Source organism: Pyxidicoccus sp. M6 (assembly GCF_055568925.1).
Map to the genome: position 1 here is coordinate 11,928,766 of NZ_CM145714.1, position 21,988 is coordinate 11,950,753.

Genomic DNA, 21,988 nt, shown 5'->3' on the forward strand with positions numbered 1-21,988 from the left:
ACGAAAAAGCGTACGACATGGCTCGCAGCCTGCTGCCCTCCACCGGACGCAAGGGGGCACGCGAGGCCAAGGCATCCATCACCCGGAGCACCCGGCATGCCGTGCGCAGCCGCCTGAATCGGCTCGAGCTCGACCCCGACGCCGCGGACGACTGTCCCGACCTGGACGAGGACTCCACGCGCGAGATGCGCTACGTCGTGTGGCGGCGCCGCTCCCGGGACAAGGTCAATCCCTTCCAGCGCTGGGCCCGCGCCGTCACCGCCAACCTGCCCCGCGATGACCGCCTGAAGCGCGTGCGCGGCCTGCTGCCGCAGGGACTCATCGGCGAGCACGCCCTGAGCCACCTGAAGTGGAACGAACACTTCGAGAGCACCGCCGAGAAGGAAATCGGGGAGGCGCGCCGGCGGGCGTATCGCCGCCATCGGCACGGGTGGAACCTCGACCGCGGACTGCTCGCGGAGCTCCTGCGCGAGCTGGTGCGCGTGCCCGGAGGCCAGCGGGCCTTCAACGACTACCTCAAGCAGGCCTGCGCGACGTCCTGGAGCCGCAAGCGCGGCCGTGACGGGCGGCGCCACGGGGTGTGGCATGGAAAGGGCCCCACCCGACTGTTGTTGGGTGCACACGACGTGCTGCCCTTCATCGAGGTGCTGACCCACCCGGGCTGGAGGGCGCCGCCACTGAAGGGCACGCCGTCCCTCCCGGAGGCCACGCAGGCGGCCCATGCCTTCCTGCGCGCCTTCCATGAGCACCACGGTGACCTCGCGGCCACGCTCGCGGCGATTCCCCGGCGCGCGCTGCCTCCGTTCTGAAGCCCACCGGCCCTTCCTCTCCGCACGCCATTCCCCGGCGAAGCCCCTGACCGCCTGTTCCCACCGACTGTCCAACGCGCTCGTTCACATTCTCGCGCTCGCGTCCCACTCCAAGTAGACGGGGCGCACGGTCGCCCATCACCGGAACGAGGCGCAGCATGAACAGCCAGCCCAGGGTCCTCCTCATCGACGACGACGCGGACCTCCTCGAAATCTACACGTACGCCCTGGAAGAGCTGGGCTGTGTCGTTTCGACGGCGCGTGATGGCCAGGAGGGGCTGGAACAGGCCCTCACGGTGCACCCCGACCTCATCATCACCGACGTGCACATGCCGCGAGTGAACGGGCTGGAGTTGTGTCACCGGCTGCGCGCCGACGAGCACCTGCGCGGTACCCCGCTCATCATCCACAGCAGCGAGAACGCCATCATCGCCCCGCGAGGGGAGGTCTTCCTGCACAAGGACGGTGATTTGTCCCGGCTCCTCGCGGAGGTGAGACGGAGCCTCGGCGGAGGGAGGGACGGACCCACGCTTGCCTCCGTGGCCTGAAACCCCGGGCTCCGGAGGCACGGCTCAGGACAGCTCGGCCAGCAGCCTTCGCGCGGTGCCCAGGTCGGGCAGGTCCTCGTCCGGAGGCGCACCGACGCAGGCCGCTGTCAGTATTGCGTGCGCATCACCCGAGTCCCCGATGTCCCGCAGGAGCTGGGCCAGGCGCACGCCCACCCGCAACACGTGCCGTGCCGAGCCGAAGCTCCGGGCCGTGCCGAGCGCCTGCTCGAAGGCTTCCCTCGCGGCACGCGGCTCCCCTCGCAGCAGGTGCACCTCACCGCGGAGCTGGAGCAACTCTGGCAGGTAATGGCCCGCCCGCGTCTCCTTCATCAATGCCAGGCCTTCGTCGATGACCTCGGTCGCCTCGTCGAGCTGTCCGGCGCAGAGGTACGCCCGGGCAAGGCATGCCGTGCAGAAGGAGTAGACCAGCCGGGCCCCCATGGCGCGCAACATTCCCAATCCCTCGCGCGCCCTCGCGATGCCCTCCTCCGAAGCTCCCAGCAGCGCGAGCACCATGCCCTGGAAGCAGCGGCATTCCGCCATGATGAACGAGAACCCATTCTCCGCGCATATCGCGCAGGCCCGCTCCGCCACCGCCCGCGCCTCCTCCAGGCGGTTCGTCTCCGCGTCCATGGCCAGCCCGAACATCAGCGCCGTCGCCAGCGCATAGGGGTGGTGCATCGACTCGGCGAACGCGAGCGCCGCCGTGTAGCTGGCGTGCGCCGTCCGGGCCATGCCGAGCTGCAGCTCGCTGACGGCCAGGAACAGGTGCCCGTAGAGAATCTGCTCGACGACGTAGCTCTCGCGGCCGCCGTAGGTCTGGAAGAAGGATTGCGGAAGGGCCTGCGTGGCGAACAGCGTCCGGACCTGGAGTCCGTGCATCCGGCAGCCCGCGTAGTCTCCCCTCCAGTAGTGCAGAAAGGACAGCGCGCCGTGCACCACCATCCGCGGCTCCGCTTCCAGTGACGTCCCCAACAGGCACCGCATGCGCGACGCCAGCAGGTCCGCCTCGTCAGGGTCGCCTCGCACCATCGCCGTGTTCCAGAGCCCCCACAGCACCTGGATGGGGGTGTCTCCCATGGGGTCGCTCAACTCCAGTGCCCGGCGATAGACGGTCCTCACTTCCTCCGGCGCGAACCCGCGAGCGAGGACGAGTGCCAGACCGAGCTCGCCGCGCAGGGCCACCTCCCGCTTGTCCCGCTCGCGCGAGGCGGGCAGCAACAGGAGCTGCTCCAGTGCACGGGAATGGTGCTCCGCGGCCTCGGCGATGGCGGACTTCTCCAGGGCCCGCTGCCCGGCGCGCTGCCACAGGTCCACCGCCCGTGACGTCATCCCCGCTTTCGTCGCGTGCTGCGCCAGCAGCTCCGGCTGCTCCTCCACGAGCTCGGGGAACTCCAGCTCCAGCGCCTGGACGACCCGGGCATGGTGGCGCTGCCGGGTGCTCCGCAGCAGGCACTGGTAGGCCGCGTCCTGGATGAGCGCATGCCTGAAGGCATACGTGGCGAAGGGCGGTGCTCCTCGCCGGAAGAGCAGCCCGGCTCGCTCGAGCTCCTCCAGCTCCGGCAGCAGCTCCGCCTCCGGCAGGAACGAAACGGCGCGCAGCAGCTCGTAGCTGAACTCCCGGCCCAGCGTGGCCGCGAGCTGGAGCTGTGCCCTCTGGCGCGTAGGGAGCGCGTCCAACCTCGCCAGCAACAACCCGCTCAGCGAGGAGGGAATCGGTGGGGTGTCCGGCGCGGACGCGTCCGGCACTCCCAGCTCCAACACCGCGCGCGTCAGCTCCTCCGCGAAGAGAGGGATGCCGTCCGAGCTGGCCACGAGCCGGGCCACCATGGCGTCAGGCAGCGCGTGCTCCCGCGAAGCCTCGCGCACGAGGGCCGCCGTGTCCTCGGGCGACAGTGGCGCCACCTCCAGGACATGAAAGCCCGGGCGTCCGGTCCACGTGTGCCGGAAGTCGGGTCGCGCGGTGAGCAGCACGCGAACGGACGCGTCATCGAGCTGCCGTGGAAGGACGTCCAGGAACTGGAGCGTGGAAGGGTCCGCCCAGTGCAGGTCCTCCACCACCAACATGAAGGGCCGCCTCGAGGCCGAGTGCCGCAGCAGCGCGGCGAGCGCCTCCAGGATGCGCTCCCGCTGCCGCTCGCCGGACAGGTGCAGGAAGGGAGCGCCCTCCGCGATGGGCAGCGACAGGAGCGAGGCGAGCGGATTGAACTGCTCGCGTGGCAGGCCGAGGACTCCCAGCCACGCATCCAGCTGCTGCCGCCTGCGCGCCGGCGCGTCCTCGGGCGCCAGCTCCAGGAAGCGCTGGAGCCATTCGATGAGCGGGTGGAAGGCGCTGTGGCCATACTGCGGCCAGCACTGGCAGCGGGCCCAGGTGCTCGCCCCTCGCGGCTCCCGGTCATGCAGCTCCTGGACGAGGCGTGACTTGCCGATGCCGGCGTCCCCTCGTAGCAGGACGACGGTCCCCTTTCCGGCCGGTGGCGCGTCCCGCCACGCGGCCAACTGGCGCAGCTCGCGCTCACGCCCCACCAGCGGAGACAGCGCGCCGGGAATGCGCGAGCCATCGAAGCGGCTCACACCCCAGACCTCTCCCAGCACCTGGTGGAGCCCCATGGAAGAGATGCCGGACAGCCCATGGAACGTCTCCGTGCCCAGGGCCTTCGCACGGAAGCGCCCGCGCACGAGCATCCGCGTCGCGTCGCTGACGAGCACCGTGCCGGGGGCGGCCTGCTCCGCGAGCCAGCGCGCCACTCCGGGGGCCTCACCCCGCGGGTCGGGCGCCGTACCGTCAGCGCCAGCCGGAGGCTCCGCCAGGACCACCAGGTCCGAGTGGACGCCCACCCGCGTCTCCACGCCTTGAATGCGCGCGTCGGCTGACCTTCCCGGCAGCGTCCGTGTCAGGCACAACGCCGCGCGCACCGCCCACTCCGCGTCGTCCTCGCGGGCAACGGGAAAGCCGAAGCACGCGAGCACGCCAGAGCCACCCGCCCTCATTGGAGCGCCGCCATGCTGGCGCAGCACGTCCTCACAGGCGCGGCGAAGGGCCGCCTCCAGCTCGACGGCGTCCTCCGGGTCCAGGTACCGCCCGGCGGCCGGGCGCAGCGACAGCCGGCACGACACCAGCGTCACCTGCCGCCGCTCCGCCAGGACGGCGCCCGAGCTCCGGGACGCGCGTGGAGCCATCTGCTCGCGCAGCGCGCACAGCCGCTCCAGCAGCGCGGCCCCCGAGGCGGGACGGGCCTCCACGTCCTTCGCGAGGGCCGAGGCCACCAGTCGCTCCAGCGCCTCGGGCAGCTCGGAGCGACCCTCGCGCACGGAGGGCATCGGCTCGGTGGACAGGACTCTCGCGCGCAGCTCCCGGGTGTTCAGCTCGCGCAGCGGCAGCCGGCCGCGGAGCAACTGGAAGAGCAGCACGCCCGCGGCCCACACGTCCGCGCGCGCGTCCACGGGTCCTCCCGCCCACTGCTCCGGAGCCATGTACGGAGGCGTTCCCGCCCGGTCCATGGAGTCATCGGGGGACGCCGCCGCCGACAGCCGTGCCAGGCCGAAGTCGAGGAGCTTCGCCCGGCCCCCTCGCAGGATGAAGACGTTGCCCGGCTTGAGGTCGCGATGCACCAGGCCCCGCTCGTGCGCGTGCGCCAGGCCCGCCGCCACGTCCACCAGGATGTCGAGCACACGCCGCGCGTCGAGCGGCCCCCGCCGCAGCAGGGCCTGCAGGGACTCGCCCTCCAGGAGCTCCATCACCAGGAAGGCAACCCGGGGAGTGCCCGGGCCGGACGCGCTCCTCGGGCCGGGGTTCCACACGGACACGTCGTGGATGCGGACGATGTTCTCGTGGTCCAGCCGGGCGATGGCCTGCGCTTCCTCTCGCAGGAGGCGCTCGCGGCGCTCCGGCTCGGCGAGCCGGGGCCCCCGCGCCAGGAACTTGAGGGCCACGGTGCGCCGCAGCTCGTGGTCCAGGGCCCGGAACACCTGGCCCATGCCTCCGCCGCCCAGCGGCGCGAGCACCTCGTACCGCGCCCCGTCCAGCCCTCCCAGCCGCTCTCCTGGCAGCGGCAGCGGCGCCTCCGCGTGCGCGCCGGAGAGCACCCTCAGCAGCGAGTCCTGGAAGTCGGATTCCGTGTGCGTGGGCTCGCCCATCGTGTCCCTCTCGAGTCCCGTGGAGGCCGCGTGTCGCGGGACACACGGCCTCCCGTGGAGAGAGTCACGAGGGCGCGCTTGTGACTACCGCTTCTGCTTCGCGAGCCACGTCCTCCACTGCTCGCCCGTCTCATACTTCTTCCCGGACAGCTTCTGGAGGACGCTCACCGCGGGCTCGCGGTTGATGGGCTGGTTGAGCGACGCCATGGTGACGAGCTGCTCGCCGAGCTGCTGGATGAGCGGCTTGCGCTGCGCCTTCAGCGCCGCGGGCTTGAGGTCTTCCAACAGGTAGTCCAGCAGGAAGGCCGACTTGTTGCGGTCCGTCGTCTGCGGCAGGGAGAGCGCGTCCACCACCGTGGCCACGTCCATCAGCGGGTGGTCCGCCTTCTCCTGGGTGGCCAGCAGCACGCGCAGCACGGCGTTGCGCACGCCGACTTCCGGGTCGCGGATGAACGGCACCAGCGCCGCCACCGTCTCCTCCGGAGTGGCGGCATATCCGAGCAGGAAGGCCGCCGCCTCGCGCGACTCGGCGTCGGCCTCCTCGCGCAGCACCTTCACCAGCCCGTCCTTCGCCGCGGGCACCTTCTCGACGAAGACGGCCTCGATGGGCTCCAGCTCCGGGTGGCCGAAGCCGAAGGCGCAGTGGACCACGCGGCACTTCGGCTGGGACGGGTCCAGCTCGCCGGCCATCATGATGGCCTGGACCCGCTTATCGTAGGCCCGCCACCGGGCGACGAGCCCCTGCGGGTCCTCCGGATGGCCGGACGGCGTGGGGAGGAAGCGCAGCCGGTGCGCGTCCTCCGCGTCCACGAGGTCCGCCGTGATGTACGCGCGGCCTTTGTCGTCGCCCGAGTGGAAATAGATGTAGCTGATGCTCGCGAAGGCAAGGTCGTGCTTCTCGCGCAGCGTCTTCTCGGCGAGCTTGAACATGGCGCCGCTGTGCACGGCGGGCTTCCCCACCTCGTACTTCAGCAGACGGAGCACGGTCTCGCCATCCACGCGGCGCGAGCCATACACGTCGACGGCTCCGAGCTTCGCGATGGGAAAGGGATTGGGCTCCAGGTTCCGCTCAAGCCGGCGGTTGGACTCCACATGGTCCACCACGCGACTCCAGTTGGAGTCGGCATGGAGCGTGTCCAGCTCCGGGTCGAACTTCAGACGTTCCGCCTCCGCGAAGCCGCCGTCGACCACGCGCTTCAGCAACTGCAGCGCCAGGGGCGCCTCACCGTTCAGCGCGGCGCAGCTCGCGGCCCGATAGCGGGCCTCGTTGCGGGACACGTCATCCGTGCTCGCCTCGGCGAGCTGGAGGAAGCGCTCCTTGCACGCGGGGAAGTCCAGGGCCTCATATGCCTGCTCGGCGCGCTCCCCCAGCACCTGTGTGCTCTCCGCCGGTGCCGTGGCGCTCTGCGCGGGGGCCGCGGCGCTCTGCGCGGGAGCAGCGGAGCTCTCCGCCGGTGCCGGTGCCGGCGTGGCGGTCTCGGGTTCCGCGGGCGCATGGGCGCACCCCACGGCCAGCAGCAACAGCGCGCTTCCCAGTGACTTCCTCATGGGCCCCTCCTCGTCGAAGAAGGCCCATGCATAGCCTACCCGGGAGGCTCAATACCAAACGTCCACCCCCACCGACAGCGTCGCATCCGCGGAGAGCTGGGAGCCGATGCCCTGACGCAGGTCGTCCCAGCCGCCGCGCGTCACCAGCATGGCGCGCAGCAGCCTCGACACCTCGTGCTGCAAGCCGAGGCTCGCGCGCACCGGGACCTCGAGTCTCCCACCGGCGGGAACACGCACCGCCGCGCCCTGCACGCCGAGGAAGGCCTCGCCGAAGGGAAACCGCCGCGACATGGAGACGCCCAGGGCCGGCCCCAGGCCTGCCTCGTCGCTGTCGCGGGTGGCCGTGCGCACGTGGAGCCCGAGCTGCGCCGCCACGTTGAAGCGCCGGGGCTCGGCGACCAGAATCGCGATGCAGGACACCTCCTCCCCCGGAGACTCGGCCTCGTCCCGGTCATCAGGGTTGCCGCAGGGGGCGCCGGCGTACTGCGGCGTGAGCTGCCGGTGATACGCCGCGTCAAAAGCCCACGTGCTGTTGTCGTAACCCAGTCTCATTTCCAGCACGAGGCTCTGGACGGGCGCACCCTCCGCCCAGGCGCGATTGATTGGAACGAATGCCCCCACGCCCGCGGCGTCCGTCCCCACGAGCGCGCTCGCGCCAAGTGGGCGCATCCCCACGGAGGGAAGCGAGAGCAGGGGCAGCTCGGCGGCCGCGTCCCTCGGTGCCATCCCCAGCAGCACCACGACGGCCAACCAGGCCCTCCCAATCCCCCTCAGCCTCGGCTCCCGCATCCCGCTTCCCTCCGTGGACAACCCCGTCAAGCAACCTACGGGCACACAGGGGCGCGAATCCTCACGGAAGCTTCATGGTTTCAACACGGCGGCCCGCGACGGCAGGCGCACCTCGAAGGTGGCGCCGCGCCCGGGCTCGCTGGCCACGTGGATGGTGCCTCCGTGGGCGTCCACAATCTGCCGCACGATGAAGAGGCCCAGCCCGAGGCCGCCGTGGTTTCGGGCGGAAGGAGCGCGCTCGAACTTCTCGAAGATGCGCGGCAGCGCCTCGGGCTCGATGCCCATGCCCTCGTCGCGCACCACCAGCCGGGCGGCCTCGGCGACGGCACGCACCGTCGCGAACGTCGGCGGCTCCAAGGGGGGCTCTCGGCGCAAGGCGGAAGTCCTCATGTCCCGCTCTGCATAGCGAGGGCCCATGGCCCCCGCATGCCACGGGAGCTCCACCCGTAACAGGGATGCTCCACGCCGTCCAAGCCACGCGAAGCCCCGGCGTGCAGGTTCACACAGCGCGTGTCTACTGCCGCCCGCTCCGTCCCGGGCGCACCGGCGCCGTGAGGCTCGCGAAGGCGGCGTTGATGCGCTTCGTCTCCGCCTCGGCCACTTCGCGCAGCTTCGGCCCCAGCCCCGCCACCTTGTCCGGGTGGTACTGCTGCAGGAGCACGTTGCGCGCCGCGCGTGCTTCCTCGAACGAGGCTCCCGGCGGCAGCCCCAGCAGCGCGTACGGGTCCTCCACCCGCTCCGGCTCCGGCGGCGCGCCCTTCGCGCGCGAGGCCCGCTTCGCGCGGTTCTTCAGGAGCCGCTCCATGGCGATGAGCTTCACGCGCGTGAGGATGGCCTCGTTGCGCTCGCGCTGCTTGAGCCGCACGTAGCCCTGCTGCGACAGCGCGCTGATGAACAGCGACACCGCCTGAGACGCCAGCGCCTGCGTGTCCAGGTTCAGCGCCGGCTCGCTGCGCCAGCACGGCTTGCCGTCCGCGAAGATGAAGACATCGCCGGGGTTCACCGCCGCCCCTTCCGCGGCGCGCGCGAGCGCCTCGGGAGTGGCCGACGCCAGCTTCACGTCCGTGGACCAGGCGGAGATGCGGTCCGCCAGCTCGGGCGAAAACGCGTTCTCCGTGCCGTCCGTGCTCGCCAGGACGACCGAGGTGCCGGCGCGCTGCGTGAAGCGACGGAGCTCCGTTGCGGTGCCGAAGAAGGGAACCGAAAGCATGCGCGGGACGGTGGTGGCGGATGCGCTCGCTGAAGCGCCGCGACCATGTAGCGTCCCGCGTTTGAAATGTCGAGATGGGTCCGGCAACGCTCACGGGCTCGACGGAGCACGCAGCGCTCCGCCGAGCCCGTTATCGAGCCCGTTGACGAGCTCACCGCATCCGTGTCACGGCTGCTCGCGGTCCGACGGCACCTCGCCGGTGAGCACGCAGATGAGGGCCACGGGGTCGCACTTGACGGGGAAGATGGGGTTGATGCCCGAGCCGCGCAGCCGCCCCGCGTCGTAGTCCGCGTACGGGTCGCACGCCGCCTCGTTGACGCCGCCGTCGCTGAGCCCGCACGTCACCACCGGCCAGATGCCCTTCGCGCTGTACTCCGCGGTGCAGCCGTTCTCCGTGTAGCGCAGGTCCGCGATGAACTGCGTGCCCGGAATCCCCGGCGTGTTGTAGACGCGCAGGTTGGACCACTCGTACGTGAAGCTCTGCGCGGCCTGGGCGGGCGGGCCGCCGTCCGGCAGCACCCCGCCGTCCGGCAGGCCTGGCGCCGTGGCGGGCACGTCCAGCCGCGCGGGCGTCAGCGTGGGCACGTCGCAGAAGTTGTCCGGTCCCGGCGCCGCGCTGGCGAAGGGGCCCACCGAGTACGTCGCGTGCGTGGGGTCCGGGTCCGGCCGCGTGGCCGCGAAGTCCCGCCCCAGCTTGCCCAGCCGGGCGCTGCGCACCGCCAGGGTGTCCGCCGCTCCCGGGTCCTCGCTGAAGTACTTCTGCAGGCCCACGCGCTCTGGCGTGAGCCGTGCGCACTGCAGGTCCGGATTCTGCCCGGGCTTCAGGGTGTACGTCGCGGCGAAGGAGCCGGTGGAGCCGTCGATGCTCGCGCGGGCCACCACGCACTGCGGCTCCGGGTCCTCCACATTGCACGCGAACACGGCCACGGAGGCCGCCGCCACGCCCACGCTCAGTCCCATCAGTCGAAGTTTCATCTGGAAGGTGTCCTCTCGGGAGCGGGCTAGAAGCTCAGCTTCGCGCCGAAGCGGATGGACCGCGGCGCCTGGTACGCCGTCGGGCGCTTGAAGTTGGGATTGATGTCCGCCTCGTTGATGGGCCGGTTGGTGGTCGTGGAGATGACCCCGCACCCCGTGCTGTCCTTCCGGTTGCAGGGCTCCAGGTCCGCCGGCGTTCCACCCTGCTCGATGGCGAACACGCGCGTGTTGGTGAAGGTCTGGTCCACGTTCGTGTACTGCTGGAAGTTGAAGAGGTTGAACACGTCCATGGACACGCTCAGCGTGTAGCCCTTCGACAGCCTCTGGTTGATGCCCACGTGCGTGTCGAAGTTGTGCACCCAGGGCAGGCGGCCGGCGCTGCCACGCGGGAGGATGAACGTCTCCGAGCCGCTGCGGCGCGGGTGCAGGCCCAGGTAGTTGAGCGGTGTGCCCGAGCGGGCCCGGTAGCCGCCACCCACGACGAAGCTGGTGGCGCGGGTCAGCACGAACTCGCGCGCGCCGAAGGCCTTGAACGAATGCGTGCGGTCGCCAGGCAGCGGGCCGTCGCGGTTGGTGGTGAGCGACACCAGGTCGAAGTCGCGCGTCAGGTTGGGAGACAGCTGCCCGGTGTCCGCGCGGAACAGACCGGAGTAGTTGCCGCGCAGCTTGGACCACGTGTAGCTGGCCTGGGCGAGCCAGCCGTCGGCGAAGGTCTTCTGGTAGTACAGGTTCACCGCGTCGTAGTGGCGGCGGGCCTCCGGGAAGTCGGTCGAGTAGCCCTTGCCCGGGTTGCCCAGGAAGAACGTGTTGCCGTCATCCCGGCTCATGTCCTCGATGACGTCGTTGAGGACGCGCCGGGTGTACGCGACGCCGAAGCGGCCCAGCGCCAGCTCGTACTCCGCGCCCGCCATGAATTCGTCCGAGGACTGCGCGCGGATGTTCGGGTCCACCGGCACGCGGTCTCCACCCTGGGCATCCCAGGTCTGGTTGGGGCCCTCGTTGGCGTTGCCCAGGCGCTGGCGGTTGGCGGCGGTGCAGCCCGTCAGCAGGGATTCGCGGTCGCTCGGGTTGCATGCCGGCGCGGTGTAGGTCGCGGACAGGAGCTGCTGCTGCGGGAAGGACAGGTCCGCCATGTCCAGTGGGACGTTCTCGTAGAAGCGCGCGTAGTTGACGAACAGCTTGGAGCGGCCCAGTTGCGTGAAGTCGTAGATGGCGCCGATGCGCGGCGACCACTGGTTGGGCAGGTACAGGCCCACCTTGTCATCCAGGCCCCAGATGGTCTGCACGTCGTAGCGCAGGCCCACGTTGACCGTCACCTTGTCCAGCACGTTCCAACTGTCCTGCACGAAGCCGCCCACCGTCAGCGACGTGGACGTGCCCTGCTTGCTGGCGAGGAACACCGGGGTGTCCGGCGCGGACAGGTAGCCGTACTCGTTGAGGCTGAACCAGCAGTTCCCGCTCGTGCACTCCTGCCAGGGCGTGCGGCCCGTGCGCGCGCGGTTGAGGGAGAAGCTCGTGCGCTCCGCGTCGAAGCCGGCCTTGAAGATGTGGTGGCCAAGCGCCTGCACCAGGTACGTGCCCATCACCTTGCCCTGCACGCGGTCCAGCTCCGCCTCGCTGATGGTGTTGGGGCCGCCGGTGGAATAGGAGGTGACGGGGCAGTTGAGAGAGCGCTCGGCGGGCGTGGTGCCGCAGACGTCCGGGTCCGGCAGCGTCTCGAACTCGGTGATGGCGTGCGGCGTGCGCGTGCGGCGCCAGGCGAGGTTGGACTGCCCGGCCAGGCCCTCGCTGGAGCCCAGCGCCGAGCCGTCCGACGGCAGGGTGGAGTCGGCCTGGTGGTGCCAGCCCAGCGTGGCGTCCACGAGGAGCGTCTTGTCGAAGAACGACGAGGACTGCTTCGCGACGATGTCCATGACGCTGTTGGAGCGCTGCGTGGCGATGGACTCGTAGGTGCCCTGGACGAAGGCGGTGCAGGACAGGCCCACGCACACCTCCGGGTCTCCGTCGCGGCTGAAGGAGTACTTGCCGTCGCCGCCGGAGGAGCGAGGCGTGCCGAAGACGGACACCGACAGGTTGTGGTCGGCGTTGAAGAGGTACGTCAGCTTGCCGATGTACTGCACGCTGCGCTCGTCCGCGAAGCGGCGCGTCTGAGAGCCTTCAATCGGCGTCACCAGCCCGAAGCCGGTGGCCGGGTCCTTGCGGCGCGCGCCCACGGCCGCGCAGCCGTTCGCCGGGTCCTCCACGTCGCAGTATTCGAGCTTGCTGAACTGGCGGTCCACGCGGATGCGGTTGAAGGACGGCGCCACGCCCACGTAGAACCAGAGCTTGTCCTTGAGGATGGGGCCGCCCAGCTCGAAGCCCAAATCCCCCTGGTTCCACGGAGTGCCCGTGGCGGAGACGACGCTGCCCTCCTGGCGGATTTCCGTGCCCGAGCGCTGCAGGGCCCCCGGCGCCATGTTGGCGAACACGGAGCCGTGGAACTCGTTGGAGCCGGACTTGGTGACGACGTTGAGGACGCCGCCGGTGGAGCGGCCGTACTCGGGCATGTAGCCGCCGGTGATGACGTTGACCTCCTGGATGAACTCCACCGACAGCGGCGTGCCCAGCGTGCCCACGCCCGGGTCGTTCACCGACAGGCCGTCCACCACGAACTGGCTCTCCGGCGACGAGCTGCCGCTGACACTCACACCGTAGCGGTCCTCCGTCGCCCCCGGGGCCAGCTCGGCCAGCGACTCGAAGGAGCGCGACGCGGAGCCCTTGGTGCCCGGACGGATGACGGCGATGTTCTTGATGAACTCCGCGTCCACGCTCAGGCCCGCGGTGCTGCTGCCCACGTCAATCGTGGGCGGCGTGGCGTTGATGGAAATCTCCTCGCCCAGCGACGAGGGCAGCAGTTGGATGTTGACGCGCACCGTGCGGTCCAACCGCAGGACGACGTCGGCGCGCACGAAGGGCTCGTAGCCGTCGCGCTCCACGCGCAGCGTGTACGTGCCCGGCGGGAGCTGCGGAATCCGGTACAGGCCGCTCGCGTCCGTGACGACGGTCCGCTCGCCCTGCAGCCGCGGGGACGTGGCCGTCACCACCGCGTCCACGAGCGGCTTCTGGTCCGCCGCGTTGGAGATGGTACCGGTGATGACCGAGGTGCCCTGGGCCAACGCCCCCGCACCCCAAAGCAACATCGCGAGACACAACCCGCGAGCAAGACCTGCGCGTGTGGACAAAGCGGCCGCCCCTCCCTGAAGTAGGGGCGGCACTCTGTCTCAAGTCACGAGAAAGCAACAATACTGAAAATAACAGCCTTCACTGGCAGCATGACTTCAAGCGGGAGCCTGTACGCCCGGACGCACGCGGGGCTGCGTGGGCACGTAGCGGGGTGTGCGGCCGGCGAGGAGGTGGTCGGCGAAGCGGTCCGCGAACGCGGCGATGGTGAGGCTGGGATTGGGACCGACGGGTCCCGGCATCGCCGAGCCGTCCGCGATGTAGAGGCCGGGATGCCCGAAGGCTTCTCCATCCACGTCCACGACGCCCTCATCGGGCGTGCGGCCCAGGGGACAGCCGCCGAGCGGGTGCACGGTGATGACGCGGCTCAGGTAGCTGAGAGGGTTGTGCACCATCTTCCCCTCCAGCGCCTTGGCGATGTCCGCCATGGACTGGCGCACGCGCTCGAAGTACTCGCGCGAGCGCTTCTCGCTCCAGTCGACCTCCAGCATCCCGTCATCCGTGAGGCCCATGTTCCCGTTGGGGATGTCCCGCCCCATGGCGAGCAGCGGCAGGGACGTGGCCGAGCCGATGCAGTCGCCCAGCACCTGCGCAATCTCCTCGCTGACGTCCGAGTCGCGGGTGAGCCCCAGCCAGCCCTTCGCGAGGCGGGCCGCCAGGCGCGTGCCGCGCTTGAGCAGCGCCAACTGGTTGGCGCCTTCGTAGAGCCAGTTGAAGAACTCCGGGTAGCCGGCGTCCTCCACGTAGTAGCCGCGCCCGGTGCCCCCCTCCTCCTTGCCCCGGAAGTGGAGCGCGCTGGTGATGACGGGCCCGTGTCCTCCGTCCAGCACGCGCGGCAGCCGCGTGCCGGAGCTGCTGTCCGTGCAGCGGAGCATGAAGCCGAGCAAATCTCCGTTGCCGCAGAAGCGCGTGCCGAGCCGCGCGCTGAGCGCCGGGAAGTACCGCTTGTTCTTCAGCAGCAGGTACGTGGTGCCGAAGGTGCCCGCGGCCAGCACCAGCCGGTCCGCGGTGAGCGTCACGCGAGGCAGCAGCTCCGAGGACACCTCCATCGGCTCGCCCTCGCGCGCGTCCGAGTAGTCCACGTACTGCACGACGTAGCCGCCGCCGTCCCTGGGCCAGAAGGCCTTCACCTCGGCGCGGGTGCGCAGGTCGGCGCCGTGGCGCTTCGCCGCGGAGAGGTACGTATGGTCGAGCGTGTTCTTGCTGCCGTAGTTGCAGCCGATGTCGCACTCGCCGCACAGCCGGCACGTGGTGCGCGTGCGGCCGTAGAGGTTGGGGTAGGGCTCGCGGATGGGCTCGCCCGGCACGGGTGTCTCGTCGGGGTTGCTGAAGGTGACGGCCAGCGGAGGCAGCTGCCAGTCGTCGCGCCGGCCCAGCCGCTCGGCGGCGAGCTTCATGGCCTGCGTCTTGGCGGTGGACGCGTAGGGCTCGTGCTCCAGCGGGTAGCGCTGGGCGTTCATCATCCGCTCCACGACGTCGTAGTGCGGGTCCAAGTCCTTCCGGGTGACGGGCCAGGACTCGTAGCCGCCTTTGTGCAGGTCCTCGTGGATGAAGGTCTTCTCGTCCTTGCGCAGGAGCACGTTGGCGTAGATGAGCGAGCCGCCGCCCAGGCCGGAGGACACCACGCCCCCCAGGCCCTTGAAGGACCAGAGGTTGAACATGCCGTGCATGCCCTCGCTGGGGTCCCAGAAGTTGTGGCGCATCGCATGAGGGCTGCGAGGGAAGGAGCCCGGCGGGTACGCCTTGCCGCGCTCCAGCACGCAGACCCGCAGGCCCGCCTCCGCCAGCCGGTAGGCCATCACCGAGCCGCCGAAGCCGGAGCCGACGATGATGGCGTCGAAATGGGTGTTTGCCGTGTCCATGACGTCCCCCTCCTCACACACCCGCCGTCGTCGATTCCTCGCCCGTCGTGCTCTCGGGCTCGCGCTGCTGGGACGCCGCCTTTGCGTGCGGCACGTAGATGTCCCAGAGGGTGCCGAGGAAGAACTTGCCGAAGCGGCCCACCGCCTCGGCGCCCTCCATGCCCTCGCGCGCCGAGCGCATGCTGGCGACGAGCTTGAGGAGGTCTCCCACGCCGAGCGTCAGCACGCCCGCCCCCACCACCGGGCCGCGCGCGTCCGGGCCCTCGTGGAGCTGCGAGTACAGGCGCGTGGTGTCCTTCCACAAGTCAGGCCCGCGGTCGTCGTGGATGGTCTTCGTGCCCTCCAGGAAGTACTCCTTCCCGTTGACCTCGATGCGCAGGCCGTACGTCATCAGCCGCGTGTTCGGGTCATCGGTATTGCGGAAGAGGTTGAAGGTGCCCACGCGTACGGGCAGGTCCTCGCCGAAGGGCGGGTAGTCGACGCGGGCCACGAGGCGGGCGGCGTGCTGGGTGTCTTGCACGAAGGCGTCCATGTCATCCACGGTGATGGTGCAGTGCATGGTGAAGGGCGTGTCCCGGCCCTGGTGAGCGCCGGCCACCGGGTCGGTGACGCCGAGGGCCAGGGGCCCGGACATGGTTTCGCGGAAGGTCAGGTCAGGGGCGGATTGGGTCATCTGTTTCATCTCCGGAGTGAAGGAAGAGGCCCCGGTCGCTGGCCACCGCGAGGTAGCGCCAGGCCTCCGGGGAGCCCATGTCGATGAGCGAGGCGGCGGAGGGGACCACGGGTCCTCTGGTTGCCTCCTCGTCCCCTGAGGACGAGGACGAGCTCGCGTCCGTCACCCATGAAGCAGGGGACGGCCTCTGCGTGGTGCGGCGAGCTGGCGGGTTCGACGGACATCGAGCGGCCCCCCATCCCGTGAGAGCGGAGGCCGCGCGGATGTGATGCAGTGACGCGGTGACGGACGACCGGGCCGTGCCTGCTTGCCCTCCGGCCCGTTCAGCGCGCAGGGTGCATGGCGCGTCTCCCAATGGCTGGAGGAAGACGCGCCATGCGACTCCGATGAAGCTTCCCTACGTGCTCACGGGTCCAGGCTGCTGTCGAAGACCCAGTCGTAGTGGCGTCCCGCCAGCTCGTCCAGACTGGCGCCATCCGGCATCTTCCGCGAGCTCTGGATGTTGCCGATGACGTCCATGTAGCCCACGTCCCACGCGTACTTCTGCGCCTGCGCGTCGGTTTTGATGCCGAGCACCGCGTTGATTTCCTGCAGGGCGGCCTCCTGGGACCCCGTGGTGGACACGCCCGTGCCGTAATAGGAGGCGGCGAAGCGCTGCATGTCCCGGAACGTCGTCATCAACAACACGCGGTTCGCCTCCGGGTTGCGCCAGGCCTGGTCGGCGTTGTGGTTGAAGAAGATGCTCCCGTCGCCGCTTTCGGTGATGCCCATGCCGTGGCCCACGCGGGTGAACATGCCAGCCAGCGTGGGGATGTACAGCGGCCACCCGCGCGAGTGCGGGCCGCTGATGCCGTACGAGTACGCGTAGTTGTACTCCACGTCGTACACGTAGATGGGTCCATAGCCGACGTCCTGCACACCATGCAGCAGCGTGCCGAAGTCGCTGAGGCGCCCTCCAGGCATGTCCGCGTAGGCCGTGAGCCACTCGTCCATGTCCGAGTTGAAGTGGTGGAAGGTCGTGTCGCCCCAGAGGATGTTCATGGCGTCCACGGGCTTGGTGTCCATGAAGTGGTCCACGCCCGCGGTGTAGGAGGCGATGATGGCCGCGTCCCGGTCCGTGAAGCCCGCGAGCTGCGCCAGCCGGTACGTCAGCGCGCCGTGCACCAGCTCCTCGAACTGGCCCTCCCGGTCCGTGAAGGAGACGGGGTTGTTGGCCGCGTAGGAGTAGAGGTTGCAGCTCACCGTGCTGGAGAGGCAGCGCTGCGGCTCCTCCAGGAAGAGCGGGTCCGGCGTGAGGAAGCGGCTGATGGCCGGGTCGTAGTCGCGCACGCCCAGGCGCACCAGGCCGAGGTCCGCGTCGTAGGCCCGCTCGACGAAGTCGTACGCGGCCGTCTGCGGGCGGCTCGCGCGGTCTCCGTACGGAGACGCGGGCAGCGGCGCGCCGCTGTCGTCGGACACCACCGTGCCGCGCATGTCCGTGGCGAGCGGCCGCCACGCGCCGTTGACGAGCACCCCGAGCAGCCGCCCGCCCACGCGCAAGGGCTGCGTCAACCCGGTGGCGTCCAGATAGCCGCCGCCGTCCAGATATGCCGCCAGGTGCGCGCCCCCGGACAGCTTCGCGAGCCGGTGGCCCGTCTCGTCATGGACGAAGGTCCACGTGTCCGTGCCCCGCTCCGCCCGGGCGAGCTGCCCGTTGGGACCGTAGATGAGCGTCAGGCCATCGCGGGCGACGGTGCGCCCCACTCCGTCGAAGCGGTAGGTGGCGCCACCCGCCCGCAGGGTGCTGCCCCGCATGACCAGCGAGCGCACCTGCCCTGCCTGCGCCACGGACTCGGGCAGGCCCGTGTCTCCGTAGGTATAGCCATACGTGTCCCGCGCGTCCGAGGTGCCGAGGAGGTAGCCCTCGGGCGAGTACGCGTGGCTGCGCACCAGGGACAGGCCCGCGACGGACAGGTTCTCCGTGTCGATGAGCCCGCGCGCGTTGTGGCTCCACGAGGTGGACGCGACAAACCCGGTGGCCGCCCGGCTCTGGCTGAAGCCGTTGCTGACGCGGGTGAGCGCGTCGTAGCTGAAGGTGGCCTGGGTGTCGCCGTTGATGGTGGCCGCCGCCACGCGCCCCTGCGTGTCGTGGTCGATGATGACGAGCGGCACGCCGTTGACGGACACGCCCCGCGTCCGCCCGTACGCGTCCGTGTCGTAGGTCATGTCGACGCAGGTGACGAGCGTACCGTCCTGCTCGCGCACGCACGTCTGCTCCTCGCGCGTGCTGCCGTCGTCGCGCAGGCCGACCTGCGTCTCCACCGTCCGCCAGCCGGTGAAGGACAGGGTGCGCTTCAGCGGCGTGCCGTCCACCCGGTACTCCGTCTTCCGCGTGTAGCCGTCACCGGCCACGGCCGTCAGCAGGCCCGGCCAGTCCGTCCGCGACGGCTCCTCCGGCGTGGCTCCGTCGAAGTAGAAGACGTAGTCCTGCGAGCCGCCCGCGGCGAGGTCCGTGTGCCGCACCCGCACCGTCCGGCCGAGGATGTCGTGGGTGTAGGCCTCCTCGCGCACCGGCGCTCCGGTGGGCGACAGGAAGCTCTTCTTCGCGAGCAGCCCCGTCACCGGCTCGTAGGTGAAGCCAACGGAGGCCACGCCCTCGCGCTCCACCCGCGACACGCGCCCGTGCCCATCGAAGGAGACGAAGTGGGTGGTGCCGTCCGGCAGCCACACGCGGCGCAGCCGCCCCAGCGCGTCGTACTCGAAGGACGTGCGGACGTTGGACTCGTTCTCCACGGCCACCACCTGCCGGCCCGTGTCCATGAAGCGGCGCGTGTGGTGCGTGCTGTTCTCCACGGACTCCTGCTTCAGCAGCCCACCCTCCAGCGTCAGGCCGGAGAGCACGTTGCGCGTCACGCCCACCTGCAGGTGCGACAACGCCTCGGCCTCGTGCCCCAGCCCGGAGCTGCGCAGCACGCCCAGCACGTCCGCGCCCGCCAGCAGGGTGCCGTAGTCCACCGCCGTCAGGTCCACCGTCGCGTCCAGGGGCGCGCGCGCATACGTCCGCGACTCCATCAGGGCGCGGTCCTTCATCGTCACGTCCTGCACGGCCCAGCCCTCGGGGATGCCCACCGCGCGGGCCACGGCCTCTCCACCGGCCGTCTGCCACTCCACCTGCGTGCTGGCCACGCCCGAGGCGGCGTCCACCAGCGTCCGGGTGAGGATGCTGCCCGGCTGCGTGGCGGTGGCGTACCGGTAGGTGAGCTGCAGGTTGGGGTTCAGGGCGCTGGCCCCGCCCAGCGAGTCCCACTGCCGCTCCAGCCGCTCCAGGCCGTCATAGCGGAAGGACTGCGTGAAGCCGTGCGCGCCGCGCACCGTCGTCAGGGCGAGGATGGAGTCCGTGAGCGCGTCTCGCTGCGTGGCCTCCAGCACCACTCCGTCCGGAGACGTCGCGCGCCGCAGCAGCAGCGTGCCCGGCTCGTACTCGAAGGTGGTGGTGCCCTGCCCCGGCACCGTCACGCTCTGGACGAGGCTGTCCGGCCGGTACGCCACCTGCTGCACGAGCAGCGTCTCGTCCGGGGTGAGGCTCTCCACCTTCTCCACCTGGCCCTTCGCGTCACGCGTGAGGCGCACCTCGTTCTGGAAGTCGAGCGACGGGTCCGTATGCGTGCCCGTCACCCGCGTGCGCTCCGTCACGCAGTGCAGCGCGTCCGCCAGGGCGGGCACCGTGGCCAGCCAGGACTCCGTCGTCAGCGTGCCGTTGCTCGTGTACCGGACGGCGTGCGTGGGGCAGCGCCCGTCCGCGTACGCCACGTACTCCGTGCGCTCGCCGAGCGTCTGGCCGTCGTCCTGCGCCCACCCGCTGCCCTGCTCCTTGAGCCGCTTCCAGGCGATGCCCTGGTACAGCGCGTCCTCGTAGAGGCGATACGAATACGTGTGCAGGCCGGGCACCTGGACGTCGTGCCGCGTCTCCGAGGCGAGCAGCCCCGCGTAGTCGTCCGCGTTCAGGAAGTGGGCCTCCGTGACGAGCCCGGGGCCGGAGTGGATGACATTGCCGAAGCCCACCAGGAAGCGCGCCTGGCTGTGCAGCGTGGGCGCGTCGTACTGGTAGGTGTGGCGGATGAGCCCCGCGCCGCTCGACTCGGAGACGAGCGCGGACAGCACGGCGGACCGGCTGCGGATGCCCGGGCGCGCCGGGGCGCGGCCGTACTCGAAGCGCAGCGCCGTGCCCCGCCCGTCCTCCGCCGACGCCAGCAGTCCCGTCTGGGGCGTGTCCAGCGACAGGGCCCAGGCGCGACCGCCGATGACGTAGCTCACCTCCGTGTTGCCGCTGCCGGAGAAGTCCCCCACCACCGGCTTGGAGGCGCTGCTCGACAGACTCACGAGCCCCTCCACTCTCACGTAGACGAAGTCCTTCCCATTGTTGACGTAGAAGAAGCTGCCGCCGCCCGTCAGCTTCGTCAGCAGCAGGTCCGCCAGGCCATCCTTGTTCGCGTCCACGAAGGTGAAGTGGTAGTCGGCCAGGTTGGTGACATTGGAGTTGCCGTACTTCACGTTGTAGGCGAGCCCCGCGTCGAGGAACGTCCCGTCTCCGCGCCCCAGCCACACCACCACACCGGTGGCATACCGGGCGATGAGGTCCGCCAGCCCGTCTCCGTTGAAGTCATGCACCCACGAGGCCGTGGGCGTGAAGGACGGCCGCAGGGTGCCCTGGATGCGCGGGCCGAAGCTGAACGTCCCGCCCGTGCTGGTGTTGGGCAGCACCGTGTACGCGCCCGCGGACACGCGGACGAAGTCCGGCTGCAAGTCCTTGTTGATGTCCGCCAGCTTCACGTTGGCGGAGGGAATCCAGTTACCCCAGGGCAGCACCTCCGTGTCCAGCGTCTCCCCCGCGCGCGTGCACACCGTCAGCAGCGTCTCCGTGCTGGAGTTCTGGGTGTGCATGCCCAGCACCTGGTACGCGCCGTCCCCGTTGCGAAGCTGCGTCAGCAGCCGGGGCGGGTTGGAGGCAGAAGGGGCGCGCCAGCAGTCCACGGGCGCCCCCGGCGCTGGAGCCGGCGGGGGCTCCGCCACGAAGGCCCCGTCCTGCTGCCGCCACAGCGTGTAGTCCTCGTGGTTCTCCAAATCCAGCCGGCCGTCCTCGTCGATGTCCAGCAACGTGGCCCGGTCCGGCTGCGTCGCCAGCGTGCCCTCCGTGGCCAGCACGCCGTCGAGCGACGGCGCCTCGGTGAGCACCGCCGCCGACACGTGGTCCGCGGAGCGGTGGTACGTGTAGCGCATCGGCGGCAGCGACTGCCCGGAGGGGAAGCCCTGCGTCACCTGGGTGAGGAAGTACGCGGGCCCCAGTCCCTCCTCCTCGTAGGTGAGGACGTGGCGCCAGCGCTCCTCCCACAGTGCTGACTGTGCGTTGCGCACGCGGGTGATGACCGTGGAGACGCGCCTGTCCAGCTGCACCTCGTTGCCGGAGCGCACGTCGCGGAAGGGCCGGGCGAGCGCCGTGTACTCCAGCTCCACCCGGTTCTGGAAGTTCGTGCCCTGCCCCCCGTAGGAGAGGCTCTTGAGGAACTGGCGCCCGGAGGCGTTGGCCTCGTAGACCAACTCCACCTGGCGGCCCAGCGGCGTCTCCACGCGCGTGAGGTACCAGGCATAGGTGCCCTTCGCCGTCACCGTCCGCGCCGCGCCACCGAACGTCCAGCGGCTGCCGTCCGGCTGGGTGGCCACCAGCGTGTCACCCACCTCCTCCACCCGGACCTGCGACTCGAAGCCGGCGGCGTACCAGCGCTGGTCCGCGCCACGCACCATGCGGCCCCAGGGCCCCGTCAGCTCGTCGGTGGCGTAATCAATCGCGCCCAGCGCCCGCCAGCGGGTGATGGAGAGCGTGTTGCCCCAGCCCATGCCCCACTCGGACAGCCCCTTGTCCGGGGAGTAGGAGGGGAACGGCTGCACCAGCGCCGAGCCGCGCTCTCCGGGCAGCGCGAAGCTGGAGGCCAGGCTGAAGCCGCCCCGGCTCACGTCCGCCGGCCCGAAGGCCGTGCCCGCCAGCGGGCCCGCCAGCGAGCCGCGCTCGGGCGTCTTGAGCTGCGGCGCCTGCACACGCGCGTCCAGCGCCGTCGTCTGCGCCCGCGCCCCGAGGGCCAGAAGACAGAGGAACATCCACCACGAGGACACTGCGTCCCGTCGTCTCATCTCGAAAGTCCGTCCTGTGAAGGGGAAGAAGAAGCGCGCGCGCCGCGCCCGGTTAC

General features: G+C 70.5%; 12 protein-coding genes and 1 pseudogene. 2 read left to right on the plus strand and 11 right to left on the minus strand.

Annotated features, from left to right (window positions below):
• Positions 1 to 17 precede the first annotated feature (17 nt).
• Both ACVTJA_RS46975 and ACVTJA_RS46980 read left to right on the plus strand, forming a co-directional pair.
• Positions 18 to 809: a hypothetical protein gene (locus ACVTJA_RS46975; protein ID WP_465830716.1), complete on the plus strand. Its 792-nt coding sequence runs from the start codon at positions 18 to 20 to the stop codon at positions 807 to 809.
• 158 nt (positions 810 to 967) lie between these two features.
• Positions 968 to 1,357, plus strand: a complete 390-nt coding sequence (locus ACVTJA_RS46980) for a response regulator (RefSeq protein ID WP_465830718.1) — start codon at positions 968 to 970, stop codon at positions 1,355 to 1,357.
• A gap of 24 nt (positions 1,358 to 1,381) precedes the next feature.
• Here ACVTJA_RS46980 and ACVTJA_RS46985 read toward each other — a convergent pair whose 3' ends face one another.
• The 11 genes and pseudogenes from ACVTJA_RS46985 to ACVTJA_RS47035 all read right to left on the minus strand — a co-directional run bounded on the left by ACVTJA_RS46985 (position 1,382) and on the right by ACVTJA_RS47035 (position 21,932).
• On the minus strand, positions 1,382 to 5,494 hold the full coding sequence (locus ACVTJA_RS46985) for a protein kinase domain-containing protein (protein ID WP_465830720.1): 4,113 nt from the start codon (positions 5,492 to 5,494) through the stop codon (positions 1,382 to 1,384).
• 84 nt (positions 5,495 to 5,578) lie between these two features.
• On the minus strand, positions 5,579 to 7,042 hold the full coding sequence (locus tag ACVTJA_RS46990; RefSeq protein WP_465830722.1) for a HEAT repeat domain-containing protein: 1,464 nt from the start codon (positions 7,040 to 7,042) through the stop codon (positions 5,579 to 5,581).
• Between the two features lie 48 nt (positions 7,043 to 7,090).
• Positions 7,091 to 7,792, minus strand: a complete 702-nt coding sequence (locus tag ACVTJA_RS46995; RefSeq protein WP_465830724.1) for a hypothetical protein — start codon at positions 7,790 to 7,792, stop codon at positions 7,091 to 7,093.
• 111 nt (positions 7,793 to 7,903) lie between these two features.
• A pseudogene (locus ACVTJA_RS47000) lies at positions 7,904 to 8,152 on the minus strand (sensor histidine kinase); the annotation flags it as partial.
• Between the two features lie 193 nt (positions 8,153 to 8,345).
• Entirely contained in the window at positions 8,346 to 9,041 is a 696-nt protein-coding gene (locus ACVTJA_RS47005) for a J domain-containing protein (protein WP_465830726.1), read from the minus strand.
• Positions 9,042 to 9,206: 165 nt separating this feature from the next.
• Complete coding sequence (locus tag ACVTJA_RS47010; RefSeq protein WP_465830728.1) at positions 9,207 to 10,016, minus strand: hypothetical protein; 810 nt, start codon at positions 10,014 to 10,016, stop codon at positions 9,207 to 9,209.
• Between the two features lie 26 nt (positions 10,017 to 10,042).
• Positions 10,043 to 13,195 (minus strand): TonB-dependent receptor domain-containing protein, encoded by a 3,153-nt coding sequence (locus ACVTJA_RS47015; RefSeq protein ID WP_465830730.1) that lies wholly within the window; start codon positions 13,193 to 13,195, stop codon positions 10,043 to 10,045.
• Positions 13,196 to 13,333: 138 nt separating this feature from the next.
• Positions 13,334 to 15,097, minus strand: coding sequence for a GMC oxidoreductase (locus ACVTJA_RS47020; RefSeq protein ID WP_465830731.1), 1,764 nt, complete (start codon positions 15,095 to 15,097; stop codon positions 13,334 to 13,336).
• A 13-nt stretch (positions 15,098 to 15,110) separates the two neighbouring features.
• On the minus strand, positions 15,111 to 15,770 hold the full coding sequence (locus ACVTJA_RS47025) for a hypothetical protein (protein WP_465830733.1): 660 nt from the start codon (positions 15,768 to 15,770) through the stop codon (positions 15,111 to 15,113).
• Complete coding sequence (locus ACVTJA_RS47030; protein WP_465830735.1) at positions 15,751 to 15,879, minus strand: hypothetical protein; 129 nt, start codon at positions 15,877 to 15,879, stop codon at positions 15,751 to 15,753. Before ACVTJA_RS47030 ends, ACVTJA_RS47025 begins: the two co-directional genes overlap by 20 nt.
• 296 nt (positions 15,880 to 16,175) lie before the next feature.
• Entirely contained in the window at positions 16,176 to 21,932 is a 5,757-nt protein-coding gene (locus tag ACVTJA_RS47035) for an RHS repeat-associated core domain-containing protein (protein WP_465830737.1), read from the minus strand.
• Positions 21,933 to 21,988: the final 56 nt, after the last annotated feature.

Coding starts and splice junctions, on each gene's coding strand:
- ACVTJA_RS47035 (WP_465830737.1), bottom strand. CDS start 21,932: ATGAGACGACGGGACGCAGTGTCCTCGTGGTGGATGTTCCTCTGTCTT.
- ACVTJA_RS47025 (WP_465830733.1), bottom strand. CDS start 15,770: ATGACCCAATCCGCCCCTGACCTGACCTTCCGCGAAACCATGTCCGGG.
- ACVTJA_RS47005 (WP_465830726.1), bottom strand. CDS start 9,041: ATGCTTTCGGTTCCCTTCTTCGGCACCGCAACGGAGCTCCGTCGCTTC.
- ACVTJA_RS47020 (WP_465830731.1), bottom strand. CDS start 15,097: ATGGACACGGCAAACACCCATTTCGACGCCATCATCGTCGGCTCCGGC.
- ACVTJA_RS46985 (WP_465830720.1), bottom strand. CDS start 5,494: ATGGGCGAGCCCACGCACACGGAATCCGACTTCCAGGACTCGCTGCTG.
- ACVTJA_RS47010 (WP_465830728.1), bottom strand. CDS start 10,016: ATGAAACTTCGACTGATGGGACTGAGCGTGGGCGTGGCGGCGGCCTCC.
- ACVTJA_RS46980 (WP_465830718.1), top strand. CDS start 968: ATGAACAGCCAGCCCAGGGTCCTCCTCATCGACGACGACGCGGACCTC.
- ACVTJA_RS47015 (WP_465830730.1), bottom strand. CDS start 13,195: ATGTTGCTTTGGGGTGCGGGGGCGTTGGCCCAGGGCACCTCGGTCATC.
- ACVTJA_RS46990 (WP_465830722.1), bottom strand. CDS start 7,042: ATGAGGAAGTCACTGGGAAGCGCGCTGTTGCTGCTGGCCGTGGGGTGC.
- ACVTJA_RS46975 (WP_465830716.1), top strand. CDS start 18: ATGGCTCGCAGCCTGCTGCCCTCCACCGGACGCAAGGGGGCACGCGAG.